The following is a 21,515-nucleotide window of genomic DNA, read 5'->3' as shown; positions in this document are numbered from 1 at the left end:
CTAGAGCCCAGTCGAGGTAGCGCCTGCCGGGGAAGACCGGGCAGGTGTCGCCGCGGCCCATGGTGATCACGACGTCGGAGGCTTCGACGTCGGCGTAGGAGAGCTTGGTGGGGATTTCGGCGGTGATGTCGAGCCCCAACTCCGCGAGCGCTTCGGCCGCGGCGGGGTTGACCTCGTCGGCGGGCTCGGAGCCCGCGGAGCGGACGGAGACCCTGCCGAGCGCGTAGTGCTGGAGCAGGGCCGCGGCCATCTGCGACCGGCCCGCGTTGTGGACGCAGACGAACAGCACTTCCGGGGTCTTGCTCACCGTTGTTCTCCTCGTGGCGGCACTGCGGTTGTTTCGTTGATCTCCGATCCGGGCGAACGGACGATGGTGGCCCTCTGCTCACCTGGTCGGTCCGTCCTCGGCCGGTTCAGGCATTCGGCCTTCGGCAGAGGAGAGCACATCAGGTTGAATCGACTTATATCAATCCAAGCCCTAGGCTCGCCCGCATGATGAGCAGGCGACAGCGTCCGGCGGACCGCCGACAGCCTGTCCACGCCGGCCGACACCGCCAATACCCAGCCCCTCACCCGGAGGCCCTGTTGAGCCAGGACACCCAACCCGTCGCGGCTGAATCCGCCGTCATGTACCGCCTGTCCTTCCTGGACAGGTTCCTGCCGGTATGGATCGGCGTGGCCATGATCGCCGGACTCGCCCTCGGGCGGTTCGTGCCCGGCCTCCAAGGTGTCCTGGACGCGGTGAAGGTCGATGGCGTCTCGTTGCCGATCGCGCTCGGTTTGCTGCTGATGATGTACCCGGTGCTGGCGAAGGTCCGCTACGACAAGCTCGACACCGTCACCCGCGACAAGCGCACGATGGTCCTGTCCCTGGTGCTCAACTGGGTCCTCGGACCTGCGCTGATGTTCGCGCTCGCGTGGATCTTCCTGGCGGACCTGCCGGAGTACCGCACCGGTCTGATCATCGTCGGGCTTGCGCGCTGTATCGCGATGGTCATCATCTGGAACGACCTCGCCTGCGGCGACCGCGAAGCCGCCGCCGTGCTGGTCGCGCTCAACTCGGTGTTCCAGGTGATCATGTTCGGCGTGCTCGGCTGGTTCTACCTCGACCTGCTGCCCGGTTGGCTCGGACTGGACACCGCGTCGGTCGACTTCTCCGCCTGGGAGATCGCCAAGAGCGTGCTGATCTTCCTCGGTATCCCGCTGGTCGCCGGGTACCTGAGCCGCAGGCTCGGCGAGAAGTCCCGCGGGCGGGACTGGTACGAGTCCAAATTTCTGTCGAAGATCGGCCCCGTCGCGCTGTACGGTCTGCTGTTCACGATCGTCATCCTGTTCGCCCTCCAGGGCGAGACGATTACTTCTCGGCCGTGGGACGTCGTTCGGATCGCGCTGCCGCTGCTGGTCTACTTCGCCGTCATGTGGGCGGGTTCCTACGCGCTGGGCAAGGCGTCCGGCTTGTCCTATGAGCGCACGACCACGTTGGCGTTCACCGCCGCGGGCAACAACTTCGAGTTGGCCATCGCGGTGGCGATCGGTGTGTTCGGCGTGACCTCCGGGCAGGCGCTGGCCGGTGTGGTCGGACCGCTGATCGAGGTGCCGGTGCTCGTCGGCCTGGTCTACGTCAGCCTGTGGCTGCGCCGCCGCTGGGTGGTCCGCGCTGAAGGCTGACATCGTGGTGACGGAGTCGGGTGGTGTGTGGCCGCCGCGGTGTGGACAAGCGAGGACGAGAATGTGAACGGTCGGGCCAAGGTGAGCGCGGCGCGAGCAGTCTCGACCGACGCTGCGGTCGACGGCATGGCGAAGGTGTTCAAGGCGCTGTCCGACCCCGTCCGGGTCCGCTTGGTCACGCTCGTGCGGTGGGCCGACGGCGGCGAGGCGTGCTTCTGCGGTTTGGCCCGCGAGTTCGACATGCCCCAGGCGTCGTTGAGCCACCACCTGCGGGTGCTGGTGGATGCCGGTGTGCTGTCGCGGGAACGTCGTGGCACGTGGAGTTGGTATCGGCTGCGCCCCGATGTCCTGGCGCCTACCGAGGAGTGGCTGCGGGGCGCCGGGCCGCTCACCACGGGCGTCGTGGGTGCGACCGATCTCGGCGATTTCCGCTGCTAGCGGCCGTCGCGTCCGGTATTCCTCCGCAGGGCGAGAACCAGGACCGGCACCCCGATGATGGTGGGCAGCACCCAGAACGACGCGGGTGGCAGTTCGCGCCAGAGCGGCAGGTTCGGCCCGTTGTCGACGTAGAACCCGGTCAGCAGGCCGATGTACGAGACGCCCATGAACGTTCCGTGCACCCGCGGCCAGTTCCGCCGTCCACGACGTCGTGCCCACAAGCCGATCGCCCCGGCCGCGAACGCGATCGTGCCGATGACCAGCAGATGCGTGTTCGCGGGCCAGCGGAGCACCGACAGCGTGGTCAACGAGACGAAAACCACGACGAGTGACAGAAAGTAGATCCGGCCCGCACGGGGATGCGGTCCTCGACGCTTGCGGAACAACGCGGCAGCGGCACCGGCGATCACCGCCGCGGTGCCCGCGACCACGTGCACCCCGAGCACCGCAAGGAACACCGGACGGTTGTCCGGAATGGGGATGCCGCCGATGACGACCGGCTCGATGGCCACGTCGTTCAGTGTGCGCGCTCCGGCACCGATCCGAGCGCGATGACGGCGGCAACTACCGAGATGGACGCGAGAACCAGGAACACCGGCGGGTAGCCAGTTGGTGCCACCGGATCGGGCAGCAGGCCGTCGTGCGCCGACCGAGGGTCGTGCGACGAGCCTGCTGTAACCCAAGCGCCCCAACACTTGCACCGGGTGCCGAGGACCACCGCAGTCCGGCACTGCCCTCCACCGTGCCGGACCGCTCGACCTCGGTGGTCACCGAGCGGAAGGCGCGCTCAGCGTCAGCACCTGCGGCTCGGCCGGAGCGCAGCAACCGCTGCTCTCGGCGGGCTTGTCGGCCTCGACGACATCGAACACGCCCGCCCCACCGCAGACACCGGTCTCGGGCAGCGTCAACTCCACCCGCGCGGCGGCCTCGTCGTCACCGGCGAGCTTGGCCACGACGCTGCGCACCTGCTCGTAGCCGGTCATCGCCAGGAACGTCGGCGCCCGGCCGTAGCTCTTCATGCCCGTCAGGAACACACCCGGCTCCGGTTGGGCCAACTCGGCGGCGCCGTGCGGGTACACCGTGCCGCACGAGTGCGCGTTCGGGTCGATCAACGGCGCGAGCGCGGACGGCGCCTGCAACACCGGGTCCAGGTCCAACCGGATCTCCGAGAGCCACGACAGGTCCGGGCGGAAACCGGTCAGCACCACGACCTCGTCCACCGGCTCCAAGCGGTGCTCATCCTGCGACACCAACACCAGCCTGCCATCGGCGTCACGCTCGACCTCTGTCGTGCGGAACCCGGTGACAGTCTCGACCTGCCCGGCGCGCGCGGCCTCCTGAGCACGCAACCCCAGCGCACCACGGGCAGGCAACTGGTCGGCGTCACCGCCACCGAACACGTTGCCCACCGCGCCACGGCGCAGCAGCCACACGACCTTGGTGTCCGGGAGCCCGGTCAACGCGACCAGGGCGGTCAACGCGGAGTGCCCGCTACCGGCCACGGCCACCCGCTTGCCCGCGTACCGCGCGGCCACCTCGGAGTCTTGCAAATCCGGGACCCGGTAGGAGATCCGGTCGGCGGCGGCGCGCTCGCCGATCGCGCGCAGCCCGTCCCCGCCCAGCGGGTTGGGAGAATTCCACGTGCCGGAAGCGTCGATGACGCCGCGAGCGGTGATGCGCTCCTCGGTGCCGTCGGCCGTGACCACGTGCACCGTCAACGGTTCGGTCTCGCGACCCGCGTCGACGATCCGGTCGCGTCCGCGACGAGCCGCGCCGACGACCTTCGCGTCGTAGCGCACCACGTCGCCCAACGCCTTCGCCAGCGGCCGCAGGTACAGCTCGGCCCACTCGGCGCCGGTCGGGTAGCCGTCAGTGGGACGTTGCCAGCCGGTGGGCTCCAGCAGGCGTGCGGCGGCGGGATCGACCAGCTCGGGCCACGCCGAGAACAGCCGTACGTGGTTCCACTGCGCCACCGCCGAACCAGCCTCGGGGCCGGCTTCCAGCACGAGTGGCGTGATCCCGCGTTCGACCAGGTTCGCCGCCGCGGCCAGCCCGACCGGGCCAGCGCCGACCACAACCACCGGCAAGTCGTTCATCGAAACCCCATTCATCGATTAATGTCGATCAAGTGGGCCGGACTCTATCGACCGCGCTCGATTGACGCAACCATCGATCCGGGTCGATACTCGGTCGTATGACGACCACGGCGCCGCAGCCAGGCCTGATCGCACCGCAAGACGCGTCCACCTACGCCGAGTGGTTCGCCTGCCTGGCCGAACCCACCCGCGTGCGCCTGCTGCACGCCGTCGCGGTCGCGAGCAAACCGGTCACGGTGGGGGAGCTGACCGAGCAGTTGGGCATCAGCCAGTCGACCTGCTCCCACCACGTCCGCAAACTCGCCGAGGTCGGCTTCGTCAGCCTGCGCAAGCAGGGCACCACCACGCTCGTCAGCGTCAACCCGTCCTGCTGCACCGGCCTGCCGCACGCCGCCGACGTTGTCATGGGCATGCTCGCGCCCGCGCCGTGCTGTCCCACCGACATCCCGAACGACGTCGCGATTCGTGAACTTCGGCCCGAGGACTGGACGGCCGTGCGGCGCGTCTACGCCGAAGGGATCGCCACGGGTGACGCCACTTTCGAGACCGAGACGCCCGACCGCGCCACCCTGGAGGCGAAGTGGCTGCCGGATCACCGCTGGGTCGCCGAAGTCGACGGGCAGGTCGCGGGCTGGGCCGCCTCGACCGCGGTGTCGGCCCGTGACTGCTACGCCGGAGTAGCCGAGACATCGGTCTACGTCGGCGACGAGTTCCGCGGCCGAGGAGTCGGCAAAGCGTTGCTGCGCAAGCAAGTCACCGCCGCCGACGCGTCCGGCCTGTGGACCTTGCAGACGTCGATCTTCCCCGAGAACCGCGCCAGCCTCGCCCTGCACCACAGCGCGGGCTACCGCACCCTCGGCGTCCGTGACCGCATCGCCCAGCACTACGGCCGCTGGCGCGACACCGTGTTCCTCGAACGTCGCCGCCAAGTTGATCCAACGCCCTTGGCGTGATGGACGTGCGGACGTGAACCCTGCGCCGGATCGGGTATCGGGTCGTTCGTGCCTCCGGCGGTGACGCCAACGTCCTCCACATCGAGCGTGGGGACGGGGGCAAGCTCGAGGGGCGCCAACGCGTTGGGTGGTGGCGCTGGGTGTTGTGACTAATGAGGTTGAGGAAGGTGCGTCGAATTGAACAAGCGAGGACCTCCGGGGTCCGCATCGCCGAACAACTCGGGATCTCCCGCACCACCGTGCACACATGGCTCACCCGACACCGACACGAGGGCGATGCCGGACTGCTCGACCGCACCTCACGTCCGCCTTGAGCCCTCGACGCACCCCGCTCGAGGTCGAGCAGCGCATCCTGACCACCCGCCACAGCGGTCCGCTACGAACGCGCTCACCCCGGCGACCTGCTGCACATCGACGCCAAGAAACTGGGCCGGGTGCGCCCGCAGGCGGCGGGTGGCGGATGCACGGCCGCAGCGAGGCGGTCCGCGGCCGGGGCATCGGCTACGACTACCTGCACGTCGCGGTGGACGACCGGACCCGCTTGGCCCGGTCTGCGACCTCGCCCAGGTCGTCCCGTCCCGCGCGGCGTTCGGTGATTGTTGCCGTGTGGTCGGCGCACCAGCGATCACGGCGTGGCCGTACCACTGTTTTCAAGGGCGGTGCGGCTAGCCGGTGACGTGGCTTTTGGCAGGCGAGGCGGGGTCGGGGTTGCGGAGGTCTTCCAGCAGCTCGGCCTGTCCGGAGAGGACGGTGGTGAGGATCGTGCGCGCCACCGCCAGCAGTTCCGCCACGTGGGGGCTGGTCAAGGAGTAGTACACGGTGGACCCCTCCTTGCGGGTGACGACGAGGCCCGCGCGGCGGAGCACCGCCAGTTGCTGCGACAGGTTCGACGGTTCGATGTCGAGTTCCGGCAGGAGTTCCGCGACGGCGTGTTCGCGTTCGCTGAGCAGTTCCAGGACCCTGATGCGGGCCGGGTGCCCCAGTGTCTTGAAGAACTCCGCCTTCAGTTGGTAGAGGGGCCTGCTCATGGGGTTCCGCCGTTGTCGCGTCGTGAGTCGGGTGCGGCGCTCGTCGTGGTCACGTGCCGCCTCCCACCTCTCCGTCTGATCGTCGGACTTTAGCAACGCCGCCGCCCGCTCTACTCGCGCAGCAGGGTGCGGGCGTGCTCGATGGCCTCGGGCGTCGAAGCGAACACCCGGCCCAGGGCTCGGAGGCGGATGGACAGGCCGAGCGCGTCGAGCACGCGTTCGTGGCCGGGTTCGATGCCGGACACGAGCACAGCGGTACCCCGGTGCTCCAGCCGCTCGACGACGTCGCGCAGCACGAGCGCGCCGGTGGCGTCGACGGTGGTGAGGCGGGAGAGCCGGAGGACGACGACCTTGACGTCGGTGATCTCGGTGAGTTCCAGCAGGAACCGGTGCGCGGCGGCGAAGAACAGCGGCCCGTCCAGGCGGTAGGCGACGATGTGCTCGGCCAGCAGCGCCCGTTCCTCCTCGTCGTGGTGGCTGTGGTCGAGGACGACCTCCTCCATGCGGGCGGTCTTGGCGATGGCGCGCAGTGCCAGGCCGCCGGCGACGACCAGACCGACGATGACGGCCGTGACCAGGTCCAGCGCCAGCGTCGTGGCGGCGGTGAGGACGAGGACGAGCGCGTCGGAACGGGTGGAGCGCAGCAGCGCCAGCACCGAGCCGACCTCGACCATCCGGACCGCGGTGGCCAGCAACACCCCAGCCAGCGCCGCGACGGGGATCGCTCCCACCAGCGGGGCCGCGGTGAACACGATGACGGCCAGGACGAGCGCGTGGCTGAGTGCTGCCAGCCGCGACCTCGCCCCCGCCCGGACGTTGACCGCCGTTCGGGCGATGGCCGCGGTCGCGGGCACGCCGCCGAACAGCGGGGTGACCAGGTTGGCCAGGCCTTGGCCGAACAGTTCCTTGTCCGGGTCGTGGCGTTCGCCGACGCTCATCGCGTCCGCCACCGTGGCGGACAGCAGGCTCTCCAGGGCGGCGAGCGCCGCGACCGCCACGGCGGATGGCAGCAGGGTGGTGAGTGCGGTCAGGTCCAGGAACGCCAGCGATGGCGTGGGCAGCGTCGACGGCAGGGCGCCGATGCGCGCCACCGGCAGGTCCAGGGCCCAGGCGGTGACCGTCGCCACGGCCACCGCGACCAGGGAGAACGGGATCGCTGGGCGCCACCGGGCGCCCAGCATCATCATCGACGCCACGCCCAGCGCGAGCGTGATGGCCTGCCAGGTCGGGTTCGCGGCGAACTCGGCGACGGCTTTCGCCGCGCTCACCGCGACCTGGTCACCGTGTGGCGTCGGCACACCGAGCGCCGCGGGGACCTGCTGCAACGCGATCACCCCGGCGATGCCCAGGGTGAACCCCTCGACCACCGGTGCGGGCACGTACCGCATGTACCGGCCCGCTCGCACCACGGCCAGCCCGATCAGCAGCGCGCCCGCCATCAGGCCGACCGCCAGCACACCACCGGGCCCGTGAGCCGCCACGATCGGGACCAGCACGACGGTCATGGCCCCGGTCGGCCCGGACACCTGGAGGCTGGAACCGCCGAAGACGGCCGCTATCGCACCCGCCACGATCGCCGTGACCAGACCGGCCGCGGCACCGAGCCCGGAGGCGATACCGAATCCCAGCGCGAGCGGCAGCGCCACGATCGCCACCGTCACCCCGGCCAGCAGGTCGTGCCGAGGTGACAGGGCGAACGACCGGAACTCGGCCCGGCCGGGCAGCAGGGACCGCGGCATCAGCGGGAGCCCCGGAGCCGTGGCGGCGGAATCAGCACGCCGGCTCATCACCGAGGTCGACGCCGTGCTCGCGGGCCAGGCGTTCCAGGTTCCCGAGGTCGGCCTCGTGCAGGCCCGCGAGTTCCTCGTCGCCTGTCTCCCTCGCCGCCCGGACGGACTGGCGCGCCGATTCGACCCTGGCACGCACCGTGGTCGCGAACTCGCTCATCCGGCCTCCAGCGGGGCGATCGTGGTGTCCTGAAGACTACATCATCTTAGGACTTGCAAACTTCTTCAATTAATGGGCGCCTGCTCCCGCTGATCGCCACCCCGCACCGAGGACTTCTGCCGGGCCAGCAGGGTCCGAGGTCCCGTGGACGTCAGCCGCTTCGCCTCTCTCCCCGTCGCCCACTGTGAACGAGCGTGGAACCGCACGACCGAAGAGGAGAAGACATGCGCCACGCAGGGCAGAACGTCATCGAGAACGTCCAGGTTTCGCTCACCTCGAAGGTGCCCGGCAACGCGCGCGACTACGCGGTGGCGAAGATCGCCCCGCTCGCGAGGTACGCACCCGGTTCGGTCGACCTCGCGGCCGTGAGGCTGACGACGACGGCCGGTCGCCGGGCCCGGCCGCTCGTCGTCGCGCACGCCCGGTTGACCGTGAACGGCGCCGGTCTGAACGCCGAGGTGACGGCGAGCACCTACACCGAGGCGATCGACCAGTTGCACGACCGGATGCGCGACCTGCTGCTCAAATCGCACGACTGACCATCCACTCCGGACGAACAGTCCACGTCCACGCGGAGGAGACGTGACATGACCACGGCGGCTGCCCGCTACCCGGTGAGGGTGCGCGGACGACTCGACCCTGGACTGAGCAGGTGGCTCTGGCTGGTGAAGTGGTTGCTGGCGATACCGCACTACGTCGTGCTCGCGTTCTTGTGGGCGGGCTTCGCGGCGTGCACGGTGCTCGCCTTCTTCGGCATCCTGTTCGCCGGCCGCTATCCGCGACCCCTGTTCGACTTCACCCTCGGCGTGCTGCGCTGGACGTGGCGCGTCGCCTACTACACCTACGGGGCGCTGGGCACCGACCAGTACCCGCCGTTCAGCCTCGGTCCCGAACCGAACTACCCGGCGGCGCTGGATATCGCCTACCCCGAACACCTGTCGCGCGGGCTGGTGCTGGTGAAGTGGTGGCTGTTGGCGATCCCGCACTACCTGGTTGTCGGGATCTTCCTCGGCGGGGGCGGGTACGCCGCCTCGCAGGCGGGGCAGTGGGCCTACAGCGCGGGCGGCGGTCTGGTCGGTCTGGTCGCGCTGTTCGCCGGGGTGGCGCTGCTGGTCACCGGCCGCTACCCGCGCGGGCTCTTCGACTTCCTGCTGGGCATGGACAGGTGGGCGCTGCGCGTCGCCGCCTATGCCGGCTTGATGACCGACGCCTACCCGCCGTTCCGACTGGACACCGGGGGCGATGAACCCGGTGTGACGACGATCGACCAGGAGCCGCCACCACCCCCGTCGAGCGGGTGGACCGGCGGCCGGGTCGCGGCCGTCGTGATCGGCGCCCTGCTGCTCGGCACCGGGTCGCTCGTCTCGGCGGCAGGAGCCATCGGGCTGTGGGCGCACTCGACCCAGCGCGACGCGGACGGGTACCTCGTGGCCGGGACGAAGTCGTTCCACAGCAGCGGTTACGCGCTGTCGTTCGGGGCGATCGACCTGCGTTGGACCGAGGCCCGGTGGCGGATCGCGGAGGACTGGCTCGGCGAGGTCCGGCTCCGCGCGGACGACGACGTGGTCGTCGGCATCGGCCCCGCTGACGACGTGGCCCGCTACCTCGAAGGCGTCGAGCACGACGAGGTGTGGCCTGCCGGAGCCGAGGTGGACTACCGGCACCAGGCGGGAGGCCCTCTTCCCGTCGCCCAGCCCGCCTGGGCGGCGTCCGGGACGGGATCGCTGACGTGGCGGGCCGAACAGGGGACCTGGGCCGTGGTCGCGCGCAACGCGGACAACGGGAAGGTCGTGGACACGGAGCTGTCGGCGCGGGCGACGGTGCCCGCCCTGGGACCTGTCTCGACGGGGGCGCTGCTCGGCGGTGTGCTGCTCGTGTCGCTCGGAGGGACGATGCTGCTCATCGCCGCGATGCACGCGTTCGAGCGCCGCCGCACCACGTCACCCGAGGCCGTGGATTCCGAGCAGTCCTCGGAGGACTGACGGGCAGGTGGAGGAAACCGTCGCGGGCGTGGGGTGAGGACGTAGTACCCGTGTGCGGGGTCCGTCACCTGGCATGACCCGCCGGGCGATCCCGCTGCCCGTCAGAGCGGACGCCGAGCGATCTCCGCCAAGTACGACAGGGGCATCCTGGAGATCCGCGTGCCGGTCGGCGAACCGACGCAGGCCCGCAAGATCCGGGTCGGCGTCCCTGCGGAGTGAACGGTCGCCACGACGCCCCCGTGCCGGAAACATCGGCACGGGGGCGAATTCGTCCCGGAGTCGGTGGTGACGCCGTCGTGCCCCGGATCCCGGACACCCGGCCGTGGTCGGAAGCGGCGAAGTCGGTGGTCCACCCCCGCCTGCGACGAGGAGTGCCGCGTCCGCGACGGTCTCCCCGAGGTGAGGAGGTCGGTCAGGAGTGACCTCCTCGCGGATGCCAGGGTGAACGGATGTCGAGCACGTCGGCGACATCGCGGCGAGGTGTGGCGGGTAGCGGCTCACCGCTCACCGGGGCCCAGCCGACCCGGATGACCAACTGCGGGAACGCCACGTCGTCGAGCACCTGCTCGCGCAGGAGTTCCCTGGTGGCGGTGATCTCCAGCGGCTGGCTGAGGGGGCACGTGGCGAGCCGGAGATCGGTCGCCGTCAACAGCACCGCGCTCACCGCCTCCCCGGCGCGGAGCCGGGACCCGCGGTCGTCGGAGGAGGTCGCCAGCAGTAGCAGTTCACCGGCGTCCTCCTCCCACCCCGGTGGTGACACCCGCAGCTCGCCGTTGGGGAACGGCCGCATGTCGGTGTCGCCGTGCGAGACCGGTGAGGAGGGGATGTTCGCGGCGGGCACGCCCTCCTGCGCGCTTCGCCCGCGCCCCGACCACGCCGCCAGTTCGGTGGCGTAGGAGGGGTCCATGCCCTGTTGCCAGGACGCGGCGTTGATGGCCGAGGTGATCCGGAGGCGGTCGCCCTGGTCGTCGGCGGGCACGAGGATCGCGCCGTGTTCGGCGGCGCGTTCGACCAGCACCCGCACCAGTTCGGCGGGTACCGTCCACGAGCTGAACCGCCTGCGGTCGGTTCGCCGGTGCGGGATGGCCGCCGAGAGCGCGATGTCCTCGCCGCTCGCTTGTCGGGGGTAGAACGTCACCGTCGCCAGGTGGTCCGGATCGGCGGCGTTGGGCAGGCGGCGGACCACCGTTGCCCAGCCGAGCGCGGCGAAACCGACCCGCAGGTGGTGCAGCGCCGCGCCGCAGCTGATCAGCAGGTCGCGTCCTTCGGGATCGGTGGCGGGCAGGTGCCGGTCGGGGTCCGCGAACAGCCGCACCGAGTCGTCGCCCGCGCGCCACCGCCACGGCTGCGAGTTGTGGACCGACGGGGCCAGTCCGGCCAGTTCGACCACGGCTCGGACGGTGTCGGTGTCGGGGCGGTCGTCCCGCATCGTGCTCACCTCCCCGCCTGGACGGCCGCGCCGAGCAGCAGCCTGCGTTCCGCCGAGCCGATCACCGACCTGGCGGCGTGCACGGCGTCGGCGTTCACCGAGATCGAGGTGATCCCTTGGCGCACCAGGTGTTCGGCGAACTCCGGCCGGTTGGACGGCGCCTGCCCGCACAGCGACGACGTGATGCCGGTGTCGTTCGCGGCCCGGATGATCCGGGTGATGAAGTCGAGCACCGCCGGGTCGGACTCGTCGAACAGTTCGGCGCACACCTCGGAGTCGCGGTCGACCCCCAGCACGAGCTGCGTGAGGTCGTTGCTGCCGATGGACACTCCGTCGATGCCCGCCTTGGCGTACTCGGGGATCCAGTAGGCGACCGAGGGGACCTCGGCCATGACCCACCGGTGCAGGCCGCGCTGGCGGCCGAGAGGACTCGCGTCGATCTGCTCCAGGCACGCCTCCAGTTCCCACTTCGTGCGCACGAACGGGATCATCAGGTGTAGGTTCGGCGTCTGCTCCCGAACCCTCGACAGCACGTCGAGTTCGCGGCCGAACAGCATCGGCTCCTTGACGTACCGGTAGCAGCCCCGGTAGCCGATCATCGGGTTGTCCTCGTGCGGCTCGAAGTCCGCGCCGCCCACGAGGTCGTGGAACTCGTTGGTGCGGAAGTCGATGGCGCGGTACACCACGGGCCGCGGGTAGAACGCCCGAGTGATCCGCAACAGTGCCTCGGTCATGGCCGTGGCGAACTCGTCGCCGGTCTCGTGGGCGAGCAGGTACCGGGGGTGGGTGCCCTTCAGCGCCTCGGTGAGCATGAACTCCGCCCGCAGCAGGCCGACGCCGTCGACCGGCAGGGCCGCGACCTCCTCGGCGTGCTCGGGCATCGCGAGGTTCACGTAGAGGCGGGTGGCCAGCGTCTCGACCGCACCCGCTGTAGTCGGGGCCTCCGGTCGGGGCTGGGTGTGGACCGGGCCGCCGACCGCGCCTTCGAGCACCCGCCCACCCGCGCCGTCCACGGTCACGACCTCACCGTCGCGCAGGACCTGGGTGGCCTTGCGGGTGCCGACGACACACGGCACGCGCAGTTCCCTGGCCACGATCGCGGCGTGGCAGGTCATGCCGCCACCGTCGGTCACCAGGGCGGCCGCGCGGCGCATCGTGGGAACCCAGTCCGGGTTGGTCATGGTCGCCACCAGGATCTCGCCGTCGACGAACCGGTGGCCCTCCGATGGCGAGGCCAGCAGGCGGACCCGGCCGCTCGCCATACCGGGCGACGCGGAAAGCCCGTTCAGCAACACCGTTCCTGGCGCCTCACCTTCGTCGAGGGTGGTGATGGGCCGGGACTGCACGAGCCACGTCCAGCCCTCCGCGATAGCCCACTCCAGGTCCTGGGGCGTGCCGTAGTGCTCCTCGACCCGCAACGCGAGCCGGGCCAGGTCGATGGCCTCGTCGTCGGTCAGCACCCGTTCGGCCCCGGTGTGCTCGTCGAGGTCGACGCGCAGGTCGGCGCCGTCCGGGCCGCGGACGATCTTGTGGGTCTGGTGCCCGACACGGGCTTCCAACAGCCGCGGTCCGGTCTTGGCCAGCACGTAGGTGTCGGGTTCCACGGCGCCGCTGACCACGACCTCACCGAGGCCGAACGCGCCTTCGACGACGACGCGGTCCCGGTTGCCGGTGGACGGGTCGGCGGTGAACGCCACACCGGACCGCTCGGAGTCGACCATCCGCTGCACGACCACGGCGATGGCGGGCTCCTCGATGATCTGCCTGCTCGCCCGGTAGGCGATGACGCGCGGGCCGAACAGCGACGCCCAGCAGTCCCGCACGCGCTCGACCAGGTCGGCGTCGCCGGTCACGTTGGTGTAGGTGGCGTTCATGCCCGCGAACGACGTCCCGGCGCCGTCCTCCGAGGTCGCCGACGACCGCACCGCGACGGAGGCGCCCGGTCCGAGAGCGCGGTAGGCGTCGAGGACGGCCGTGCGGACGTCGTCCGGGACTCCGGCCTTGCGCACGAGATCCTGGAGCAGTTCGCACGCCGCGGTCAGCTCGTTCGGGCTGTCGACCGACAGCAGGGCGGTGTCGAGCGCGGACCGCAGTTCGTCGCGGGTCCCACCGCGCTCCATCGAGGCGAGGTAGGCGTCGGCGGTGATCACGAAACCGGGTGGCACGGGCAGGCCGGCGCCGGTGAGTTCGCCGAGGTTCGCCCCCTTGCCGCCCGCGATCGCGGTGTCGTGCTTGCCGAGGGTGTCGAATCCGACGACGTGGGTGGTCATGGCATCTCCTTCGATGGTCGACCTCCTGCTTCCACGGTCGTCCCGCGCGCGGCGCGGGTGGGGAGTCGGAGGTCCTCTTGGCGGGCACGGAAGTCCCGTGTCCCGTCACCTCGTGAGCACGGCTCGCAGTCGCCACGCGCCGAGCGCGAACAGCACCGCCGCGTACCCGGACAGGACGCCGAGTTCGGGCAGTACACCGGGCAGGGTTCCGCTCCGGCTGGCGACTTCGGCGAACCCCTGGTTGGCCCAGGCGTGCGGGGTGAACAGGGCGACGTCGCGCATCACGCCGCCGAACAGCTCCAGGGGCACCATGCAGCCGCCCAGGGCGGCCAGGCCGAGTGCGGTGAGGACACCGAAGCCGCCTGCCTGCTGCTCGGTCCGGAACAGCGATCCCAGCAGCATCCCCGCCCCGCCCGCGACGAGCGCGAAGGCCAGCGTGAGCGCGGCGGCGGCCGGCGGGTCGCCCCAGCGCACGCCGAACAGCAGCGAGGTGCCCGCGATGATGAAGACACCCTGCACGAGGGCGACGGCCACCCGGCCCAGGCCTTCGCCGAGCATGATCGTGGCCGTCGAGGTGGGGGTGGCGACCATGCGCCTGGACATCCCGAGCCTGCGGGACTCGATCAGCGCCACCGAGCTGTTCATCGTGGTGAGGAACATGAACAGCAGCAGTTGGCTCGACGCGCCGAGCGAGAACCGGCCCAGGTCCGCCGGGAACAGGGCGTCGCCCGTGCTGCTGGTGGACACCGATACGACCGGTGTGACCGCGGCGACCGAGTCCACGATGGACATCGCGTCCGCGGTATCCGTTCCAGCGACGCGGGCCACGAACTCCCCGGATGCGAGCCTGCCGTTCTCCGCCGCGATCACGGCGGCCACCAGCAGGCGCGCCTGCTCGCCTGCGCCGTCCTGGCGGACGACGAGGCGAACCTCCCCGGACAGTGAGGGCGGCACGACCAGGCCCGCCGCCAGTTCTCCGCGTTCGACCGCCGCGAGCAGGTCGCCCTCGCGCGCCACGGTATCGACGCGAAAACCCCGATCGGCGCGGAGAGCGTCCAGGAAGTGCCCCGAGTCGACGCCGACCACACCGATCTTCGGCGTGCTGGGACCACCGAACGCCGCCCCCAGCACGAGGATGAGCATGAGCGGCAGCACGAACACGAAGAACAGGCTGGTGCGATCGCGGAACATCCGACGCAGGTTCGTCCCGGCGATGGTCAGTGCCTTCACAGCCGCACCTCCCGGCGCCCCAGCAGGTACGCCGTGCCGAAACCGACGAGCGCGAACGCCGTCAGCGCTCCCGCGGACGGCAGCACGGCGCGAACATCACCCCCGGCGAGGTCGGCCAGACCGCGCAGGAACCAGCGGTGCGGCGACACGAGGCTGATCACGGCCAGCGGGCCGCCGACCTGCGCCACCGGGAAGAACGCCCCTCCCAACGCGCCGAGGGAGATCGCCACGACCGCCTGCCATCCGCCCGCCTGCTCCGAGGTCCGGGCCAGCGAGGCCACCACGGCGACGACTCCTGTGGCGGCGAGGACACCGGTGAGCACCAGGATCCCCACACCGACCGGATGGCCCCACCGCGCGCCCATCAGCACGCTCGTGGCGGCCACCAGCACGGCGGTGCCGACCGTGCCGACGACGAGGCTGGTGATCAGCTTGCCCAGGAGCACCGACAACGGGCGGATGGGTGAGGCGAGGAGTCTGGCCAGCGTGCCCGCCCGCCGTTCGTCCAGCAGGCTCGTGACGCCGAACTGGACGGTGAAGAACAGGAAGAAGACCGACATGCCCGCCGCGTAGTACGTGGTCGCGTCCAGTTCGCGTCGCGACGCCGGGATCTCGACCTGGCGCAGCGGGTCGGGTACGGATGCCGCCTCGGCGGCGAGGCGGGCCGGGTCGCGCGTGGAACCGGCCCGCAGAGCGGCGGCGACGGACACGCGTACGGAGGTCAGCCGCGCCGTGAACGACTCGGCGAGCGACCGGGCCACGCCGGTGCCCAGCGGGGCGTCGACGTCGCCGACGACCTCGATCACCGCCTCCTGGCCCGCCATGACCCGCGCGGTGAAAGCAGGAGGCAGGATGAAGGCCGCCGTCACGTCACCGTCGTCCACCAGTCGCAGCGCCTCCTGCGTCGACGAGGCGGTCCGCACGGTGATCGCGCCGCCCTCGCTCGCCGCGGGCAGCACCTGGTGGGTGAAGACCGCAGCCACCTGTCCGCCGTCGGCGTCCGCGACCGCGTACCGGAAGACGTCGTTCCCGTCGGCGAGATCGCCCAGCACCAGGCTGAACACCAAGCCCAACCCGAGTGGGAGCACGAGGGTGAACACGAGCACCGACCGGTCCCGCAGGCGCTGCCGGAGGTCCTTCGCCGCGATCAGGAGAGATGCGCGCACATCGTCACCCCCGCAGCGCTCTGCCGGTCAGGTGCAGGAACACCGTCTCCAGGTTCGGTTCGTCGACCTCGACCGCGCGGACGCGCACGTCCTCCTCCGCCAGCGCGGACAGCACTGCCGGCAGGCACTGGCGCGCGTCGTGCACCAGCAGCTCCAGACCGCGCCCGCGCGCGGCGACGCCGAGCACGGCGGGAACCAGCCTGGCGACGTCCTCCGCGTGGCCGAGGTCGCCGTCCACCGACAGCGAGATCCGGTCCCGCTCACCCAGCAGCGCGACCAGCTCACGCCTCGTGCCCTCGGCGACCAGCCGACCGGCGTCGATGACGCCCACGCGATCGCACAGCCGTTCGGCTTCCTCCATGTAGTGGGTGGTGTAGAGGATCGCGAGCCCGCTGTGCGCGAGTTCGCGGATGTTGTCCATGATCGCGTTGCGGCTCTGCGGGTCGACACCCGCGGTCGGTTCGTCCAGCACCAGCAGGATCGGTTCGTGCAGCAGACCCATACCGATGTGCAGGCGCCGTCTCATCCCGCCCGAGTAGTGCTCGGCGCGGTCGTCGGCGCGGTCGGTCAAACCGACCACGCCGAGCACGTGCGCCACCCGGCGTGCCGCGGCAACGCGCGAAAGCCCTTGCAGGCGCGCGAAGAACGTCAGGTTCTCTCGCCCGGTGAGATCGGGGTACACGGCGAGTTCCTGCGGCACGTAACCGATGCGCCCCTTGGGTTCGGTCGTCCTGGTGGACACCGGGACACCTTCGACGAGCACGTCGCCCGCGTCGGGGCGCAGGATGCCCGCGACCATCGAGATGATCGTCGTCTTGCCCGCGCCGTTCGGGCCGAGCAGTCCGTAGGTCTCACCCGCGGCGATCGTGAACGACACGTCGTCGACCGCGGTCACGTCGTCGAACCGCTTGCGGAGACCTTTGCAGGACAGCACTTCCGGCGTGTCCGTCGTCATGGCACCAGCCTGCGGAACCACCATCCCCGGCGGCAGTGCCGAACGTCATCGACGACCGGGGACCAACCGCACTGCCCACGTGCGGGCGGGAGCGGGAGCCTTGAACCGACCGAGGGTGAACACCCCGGTCGGTTCACCGAGCGCTGGGAGAAGCGATGACCGTCACCAACGACCCGACGTCCACGACCACCGACCGAGTCCGCGGGCAAGCGCTGGTGGACAAGGTCAAGGAGCTGATCCACGAGGGGAACGTCCGCCGGATCGTCGTCAAGAACGACCACGGCCACACGATCATCGAGATCCCCGTGACCGCCGGTGTGGTCGCCGCCATCGCCGCCCCGGTGGTGACCGCGGTCGCGGCGATCGCCGCGCTGGCCAAGGAGTGGTCGATCGAGGTCGAGCGGGCGAAGCCGCCGATCGCCGCTGTCCACGAGGAGCGGACTCCCGAAGAGGGGCATTGATCGCCGTGAAGGTCGGCGTTGCCCGCGCCCGCGTCGCGGGTGCACGGGCGAAAGCGGTCCACACATGACGGTCGTGATCGCGGGAGGCGGTCTGAGCGGACTGTCCCTTGCTGCTCACCTCGCCCTGGAAACCAGGTGGAACGAACAGGTGGTGGTCGTCGAAGACGGCAGCCACCCGGTCGAGGCCATCGCCTGGTCGTCGTGGGCCGACCGGTCGAACCTGCTCGACACAGCGGTGTCGAGCAGGTTCGACCGCGTCCGGGTGCACGTCGGTGGTCGGAGCCGCACGCTGTCCCTCGGCCGCTTCCGGTACCAGGTGGTGCGGGGCGCCGACTTCAGCCGTGTAGTCCGGCACATCGCGGAGCCTTTGGGGCGCTTCGAGTTCCGCCACGGCCACGTGGACGGGATCACCACCTCCGACGGCGGTGCGCGGGTGGTCGTCGACGGTGAACCGGTCGAAGCGCGGTGGGTGTTCGACAGCGTCGTGGGTCCGCTGGACCCGCCTCCGGTGGACGCGCGGCTGGTGTTCCGAGGTCGGCGTGTTCGCGTCGAGCGTCCGGTTTTCGACCCGGAGGCGCCGACGCTGTTCGACTTCCGGACGAGCCAGGTCTGCTGCCCGGCGTTCCTCTACGTCCTGCCCGTCTCGCCGACTGAGGCGCTCGTGGAGCACACCGCGTTCATCGCTCCCGACGCGCCGCTCCCCGGTGTCGACGCGCAGCACGCCGCGTTGGCGGCCTACCTCGACGACGTGCTTCACGCGGGGCGGTGCGAGGTGGTGCACGAGGAGGGCTCTGTGCTGCGGTTGACCGCGGGAACAGCGCCGCGTCGTCGCGGTTCCGTGCTGACGATCGGCACCCCCGCGGGCATGGTGAAGGCGAGCACCGGCTATTCCTACCAGCGGGTGCAACGCGACAGCGCCGCCGTCGTGCGGTCGCTGGTCGAGCACGGCCACCCCTTCGACCTGCCCGCGGTGAGCGCGAGGCACCGGGTGTTCGACGCCGCGCTCCTCGACGTGGTGACCCGCGACCCGCGGCAACTGGAACGCGCGTTCGCGGCGCTGTTCCGCGGGCCTTCGGCGGAACCCGCGTTGAGGTTTCTCGACGAGCGGAGTTCGATCGGGCTGGAGAGCCGACTGTTCGCCGGGATGCCGGTCGGCACCTACCTGAAAGCGGTCGGCAGACGACTGCGGACGTAGCGTGATCGAGGCCGCGTGAGTGCGCGCGGCCTCGATCACGTGGTTGTCAGGTGTGGCCCGCCGTGACACCCCTGTGGTGAGCCGCGGGCAGCACCCTGGCGTGGATCGTCGTGTCGAGCGCCCACGTGGCGACGATCAGACCGATGAACATCGCCAGCAGGAGCTCGTTCCCGGTCCACAGCGCGGCGAGGCCCGTTGCGAGAGCGACGACACCGAGAGCCCTCACGAACGTCCCGCGTTCCGACACGGGCCGCCCGGTCAGCAGAGCTGCCGCGACGCCGAACAGGGTGCGGACCGGATGACGCAGGGACCAACGTCCTCGGGTCCGCGGCGTTGGTCACCGGGTGGCGAGGTCTCGGCGTTCGAAGGCGAGCACGGCGAGGGCGAGCAGGATTCCGGCCGTGCCGAGGAGCACGAGCGCGCCCAGCGCGTCGGCGTTCCCGGAGACAGCGTCACCCAAACCGGCGTGGTGGAACGGGGACAGCACTCGCCACGGACGCAGCCAGTCCGCGAGTTCGGCGAGGGTTTGGACCAGGAACGTCACGACCGCTGCCCCTACGGGCGCTGCGACGGCCAAGCCCCGGCTGCCGGTGAGCGCACCCACCAGCAGGGCCAGCGCACCGAACGGGAGGGCGAGCACGGCGCTCAGCAGGCTGGCGACCACCAGGTCGACAGGCGGAATGTCCAGCCCCACCAGGGCGTTCGCCGCGAGGAGCACCGCCGCGAGCGCGGCGGCGACCACCACCAGGTCGACGAGAACGGCGAACGCCTTGTCCAGCAGCACCTCCCGGCGCGACACCGGGTTGGCCACCAGCAGGTCCATGGTTCCCGCGCGTTCCTCGCCAGCGGTGCAGCGGCTCGCCTGACCGATGGCGACCCCGAGCACCACCAGCGGCGCGAAGAGACCGAACACCTCGGCTCGCACGTACCCGGCGCCGTCCGCGAAGGTACCCTGGATGTCGAACATCGCCTTGAACGCCTCGGGGTAGGACGACAGGAGCTGTTCGAAACCGGCTGCCGCGTCGCGCACGGTGGGGTAGACGGCCATTTGCAGCGCGACACTGGCGACGAGCACCAAGCCCCACGCGATCGTGCCAGCCCTGTTGTCCCGCAACGACTTCACCACCAGATCACGTGACATGGGATTCCCGCTTCTCGACGTAGTCCAGGAAGATGTCCTCCAGGTCCGGCTCCGCGCTGGTCACGTTCACCAGGCCCAGACCGGCGGCCGCCCGGACCAGTTCACCGACGTTGCCGACCACCCGGCACGCGACGGTGCAACCGCTGACGGTCACGTCGCGCACACCGGGAATCCGGTCGAACACCCCGGCATCGACCGGTGTGTCGAACGTGAAGGTCAAGGCGCGCAGGGCATTGGCCTTCAGGTTGGCGACGCGGTCGACCACCGCGAGGCGGCCGTCGAGCAGGATGCCCACCCGGTCGGCCACCTGTTCCATCTCCGACAGCACGTGGGAGGAGAACAGCACGGTGCCGCCCGCGTCCGCGTGCTCGCGGACCGCGGCGTGCAGTTCCCGTTGAGCAAACGGGTCCAAGCCGCTCGCGGGCTCGTCGAGCACGAGCAGGTCGGGTTGGTGCTGGAAGGCTTGAACGACCCCGAGCTTCTGCCGGTTGCCCTTCGACAGCTCGCCCGCCCGGCGATCGAGGTCCAGGTCGAGCCGCTCGGCCAGCCGGTGCGCGACGGTCAGGTCGGCGTGGTTCCTCAGCCCGGCCAACAACTTCAGCAGTTTTGCGCCGGTCAGGTCGTCGTACAACGCGAGGTTCCCCGGTAGGTAGCCGACCCGGCGACGCGCTTCGACGGAGTCGGCGGCCACGTCCTCACCGAAGAGGAGCACCCGCCCGCTGGTCGGGCGGATCAGATCGACCAGCAGCCGCAACGTGGTCGTCTTCCCCGCGCCGTTGGGCCCGAGCAGACCGAACACCTCACCTCCGCTGACCTCCAGGTCGAGATCGCGCAGCGCGGTGGTGTGCCCGTAGCGCTTGGTCAGCCGCTCGGTCCGCACCACGGGGTTCATCGTGGTCCGCCGCGCTCGGCGGTGTCCGCGATGGTCCGCAGCGCCGCGCGCTGGATCACCCCGACGAAGGGTTTGACCACGCGCCAATACCTGCGGAACCCCACCCACGAAGGGGGGTCGTCGAAGATCGTGCGCACGTCGTAGGTGACCAGTGAGCGCCGGGTGCCGTAGGGCAGGACGGACAACGAGCAGACGATCTTGCCGAACCCCGGCTCGGAGAAGTCGACGAAGTCGCGGGGTTCGACCGGCCGCCATTCGACCACCGGCTGCCAGAAGCGCCCGACAGCGCCGAAGGCGATCTCCTCACCCGGCCGTTCGCCGAGGACGACCCGCTCCGACCCGGCGGCGAGGTCGTCCAACGTCAGCCTCGTCGGGGTGCGCACCGGGCCGCGCTTGCGGTACTTCACCCGCTCCGGGATGCTGCGGAGCCACATCGACGTGTCGACCAGTGTGCCGTGGACCTCGGTGAGGTCCAACTCCCGCACCGCGCGGTACGCGGTGTCCGGGTCCGCGTCCACGAGCCGGTGGTGGGCGAGGGTGAAGTCCGACCGGGGCGCGAAGCGGTCGACCAGCAGCTCGTGCGGGCCGGTCGACGTCGGCTGTTCGGGGCGAGTCTGCGTCATGGCGGGGAACCTCCTGCTCTCGTATGCGGTCCTGGTGCCAC

The 21,515-nt window shown here is 70.6% G+C and carries 23 protein-coding genes and 1 pseudogene; 9 read left to right on the top strand and 15 right to left on the bottom strand.

Annotated elements, in window-relative coordinates; all coding sequences use genetic code 11:
- A partial coding sequence (locus NZH93_RS48745) for an arsenate-mycothiol transferase ArsC (RefSeq protein WP_259630211.1) occupies positions 1–307 on the bottom strand: 307 nt, incomplete at its 3' end.
- 320 nt (positions 308–627) lie between these two features.
- On the opposite strand from NZH93_RS48745, the gene arsB reads away from it, so the two are divergent.
- Together arsB and NZH93_RS48735 are read left to right on the top strand one after the other, a co-directional pair.
- Positions 628–1,668 (top strand): ACR3 family arsenite efflux transporter, encoded by a 1,041-nt coding sequence (gene arsB / locus NZH93_RS48740; protein ID WP_259630213.1) that lies wholly within the window; start codon positions 628–630, stop codon positions 1,666–1,668.
- Between the two features lie 63 nt (positions 1,669–1,731).
- Positions 1,732–2,106, top strand: a complete 375-nt coding sequence (locus NZH93_RS48735) for an ArsR/SmtB family transcription factor (protein ID WP_259630210.1) — start codon at positions 1,732–1,734, stop codon at positions 2,104–2,106.
- Here NZH93_RS48735 and NZH93_RS48730 read toward each other — a convergent pair.
- Both NZH93_RS48730 and NZH93_RS48725 read right to left on the bottom strand, forming a co-directional pair.
- Entirely contained in the window at positions 2,103–2,618 is a 516-nt protein-coding gene (locus NZH93_RS48730; RefSeq protein ID WP_259630209.1) for a DUF2306 domain-containing protein, read from the bottom strand. The two genes, NZH93_RS48735 and NZH93_RS48730, sit on opposite strands and share 4 nt — an antisense overlap.
- A 255-nt stretch (positions 2,619–2,873) precedes the next feature.
- Positions 2,874–4,202, bottom strand: coding sequence for an NAD(P)-binding domain-containing protein (locus NZH93_RS48725; protein ID WP_259630208.1), 1,329 nt, complete (start codon positions 4,200–4,202; stop codon positions 2,874–2,876).
- 98 nt (positions 4,203–4,300) lie between these two features.
- On the opposite strand from NZH93_RS48725, the gene NZH93_RS48720 reads away from it, so the two are divergent.
- The 3 genes and pseudogenes from NZH93_RS48720 to NZH93_RS51385 form a co-directional block, all read left to right on the top strand.
- Entirely contained in the window at positions 4,301–5,155 is an 855-nt protein-coding gene (locus NZH93_RS48720) for a helix-turn-helix domain-containing GNAT family N-acetyltransferase (protein ID WP_259630207.1), read from the top strand.
- A gap of 152 nt (positions 5,156–5,307) precedes the next feature.
- The gene (locus NZH93_RS51390) at positions 5,308–5,469 is read left to right on the top strand and encodes a helix-turn-helix domain-containing protein (protein WP_372507041.1); all 162 of its coding nucleotides are present in this window, start codon (positions 5,308–5,310) and stop codon (positions 5,467–5,469) included.
- Positions 5,470–5,516: 47 nt separating this feature from the next.
- Positions 5,517–5,720, top strand: a pseudogene (locus NZH93_RS51385) (IS481 family transposase); the annotation flags it as partial.
- 100 nt (positions 5,721–5,820) lie between these two features.
- Here NZH93_RS51385 and NZH93_RS48710 read toward each other — a convergent pair.
- The 3 genes from NZH93_RS48710 to NZH93_RS48700 all read right to left on the bottom strand — a co-directional run bounded on the left by NZH93_RS48710 (position 5,821) and on the right by NZH93_RS48700 (position 8,130).
- A complete protein-coding gene (locus NZH93_RS48710) occupies positions 5,821–6,183 on the bottom strand; it encodes an ArsR/SmtB family transcription factor (protein WP_259630206.1) in 363 nt (120 codons plus the stop codon).
- 110 nt (positions 6,184–6,293) lie between these two features.
- Complete coding sequence (locus tag NZH93_RS48705) at positions 6,294–7,922, bottom strand: SulP family inorganic anion transporter (protein ID WP_259630205.1); 1,629 nt, start codon at positions 7,920–7,922, stop codon at positions 6,294–6,296.
- Positions 7,923–7,953: 31 nt separating this feature from the next.
- Positions 7,954–8,130 (bottom strand): hypothetical protein, encoded by a 177-nt coding sequence (locus NZH93_RS48700; protein ID WP_259630204.1) that lies wholly within the window; start codon positions 8,128–8,130, stop codon positions 7,954–7,956.
- Between the two features lie 224 nt (positions 8,131–8,354).
- Here NZH93_RS48700 and NZH93_RS48695 point away from each other — a divergent pair, with 224 nt between their 5' ends.
- Entirely contained in the window at positions 8,355–8,669 is a 315-nt protein-coding gene (locus tag NZH93_RS48695; protein ID WP_259630203.1) for an HPF/RaiA family ribosome-associated protein, read from the top strand.
- 48 nt (positions 8,670–8,717) lie between these two features.
- Positions 8,718–10,112, top strand: a complete 1,395-nt coding sequence (locus tag NZH93_RS48690) for a DUF4389 domain-containing protein (RefSeq protein WP_259630202.1) — start codon at positions 8,718–8,720, stop codon at positions 10,110–10,112.
- Positions 10,113–10,524: 412 nt separating this feature from the next.
- Here NZH93_RS48690 and NZH93_RS48685 read toward each other — a convergent pair whose 3' ends face one another.
- The 5 genes from NZH93_RS48685 to NZH93_RS48665 all read right to left on the bottom strand — a co-directional run bounded on the left by NZH93_RS48685 (position 10,525) and on the right by NZH93_RS48665 (position 17,162).
- Entirely contained in the window at positions 10,525–11,541 is a 1,017-nt protein-coding gene (locus tag NZH93_RS48685; RefSeq protein WP_259630201.1) for an Acg family FMN-binding oxidoreductase, read from the bottom strand.
- Positions 11,542–11,546: 5 nt separating this feature from the next.
- The gene (gene ppsA / locus NZH93_RS48680) at positions 11,547–13,811 is read right to left on the bottom strand and encodes a phosphoenolpyruvate synthase (RefSeq protein WP_259630200.1); all 2,265 of its coding nucleotides are present in this window, start codon (positions 13,809–13,811) and stop codon (positions 11,547–11,549) included.
- A gap of 105 nt (positions 13,812–13,916) precedes the next feature.
- Positions 13,917–15,041 carry an ABC transporter permease gene (locus NZH93_RS48675; protein ID WP_259630199.1) on the bottom strand — a complete coding sequence of 375 codons (1,125 nt, stop codon included), beginning with the start codon at positions 15,039–15,041 and terminating at the stop codon, positions 13,917–13,919.
- Positions 15,038–16,207 carry an ABC transporter permease gene (locus NZH93_RS48670; RefSeq protein ID WP_259630198.1) on the bottom strand — a complete coding sequence of 390 codons (1,170 nt, stop codon included), beginning with the start codon at positions 16,205–16,207 and terminating at the stop codon, positions 15,038–15,040. Before NZH93_RS48670 ends, NZH93_RS48675 begins: the two co-directional genes overlap by 4 nt.
- 4 nt (positions 16,208–16,211) lie before the next feature.
- Positions 16,212–17,162 (bottom strand): ABC transporter ATP-binding protein, encoded by a 951-nt coding sequence (locus tag NZH93_RS48665; protein ID WP_259630197.1) that lies wholly within the window; start codon positions 17,160–17,162, stop codon positions 16,212–16,214.
- 155 nt (positions 17,163–17,317) lie between these two features.
- Here NZH93_RS48665 and NZH93_RS48660 point away from each other — a divergent pair, with 155 nt between their 5' ends.
- Positions 17,318–17,623, top strand: coding sequence for a DUF4342 domain-containing protein (locus NZH93_RS48660; RefSeq protein ID WP_259630196.1), 306 nt, complete (start codon positions 17,318–17,320; stop codon positions 17,621–17,623).
- A gap of 64 nt (positions 17,624–17,687) precedes the next feature.
- Complete coding sequence (locus NZH93_RS48655; protein WP_259630195.1) at positions 17,688–18,818, top strand: lycopene cyclase family protein; 1,131 nt, start codon at positions 17,688–17,690, stop codon at positions 18,816–18,818.
- A 46-nt stretch (positions 18,819–18,864) separates the two neighbouring features.
- Here NZH93_RS48655 and NZH93_RS48650 read toward each other — a convergent pair whose 3' ends face one another.
- The 4 genes from NZH93_RS48650 to NZH93_RS48635 all read right to left on the bottom strand — a co-directional run bounded on the left by NZH93_RS48650 (position 18,865) and on the right by NZH93_RS48635 (position 21,474).
- Entirely contained in the window at positions 18,865–19,044 is a 180-nt protein-coding gene (locus NZH93_RS48650) for a hypothetical protein (RefSeq protein WP_259630194.1), read from the bottom strand.
- A gap of 111 nt (positions 19,045–19,155) precedes the next feature.
- Positions 19,156–19,959, bottom strand: a complete 804-nt coding sequence (locus tag NZH93_RS48645) for an ABC transporter permease subunit (protein ID WP_259630193.1) — start codon at positions 19,957–19,959, stop codon at positions 19,156–19,158.
- A complete protein-coding gene (locus NZH93_RS48640) occupies positions 19,949–20,842 on the bottom strand; it encodes an ABC transporter ATP-binding protein (protein WP_259630192.1) in 894 nt (297 codons plus the stop codon). The genes NZH93_RS48645 and NZH93_RS48640 overlap by 11 nt, the downstream gene beginning before the upstream one ends.
- A gap of 5 nt (positions 20,843–20,847) precedes the next feature.
- On the bottom strand, positions 20,848–21,474 hold the full coding sequence (locus tag NZH93_RS48635) for a hypothetical protein (protein WP_259630191.1): 627 nt from the start codon (positions 21,472–21,474) through the stop codon (positions 20,848–20,850).
- Positions 21,475–21,515 lie beyond the last annotated feature (41 nt).

The organism is Umezawaea endophytica, assembly GCF_025061645.1.
GTDB classification, from domain to species: domain Bacteria; phylum Actinomycetota; class Actinomycetes; order Mycobacteriales; family Pseudonocardiaceae; genus Umezawaea; species Umezawaea endophytica.
Note: the sequence above shows the minus strand (reverse complement) of the source record. Positions and strands in the feature narration are given on the sequence as shown.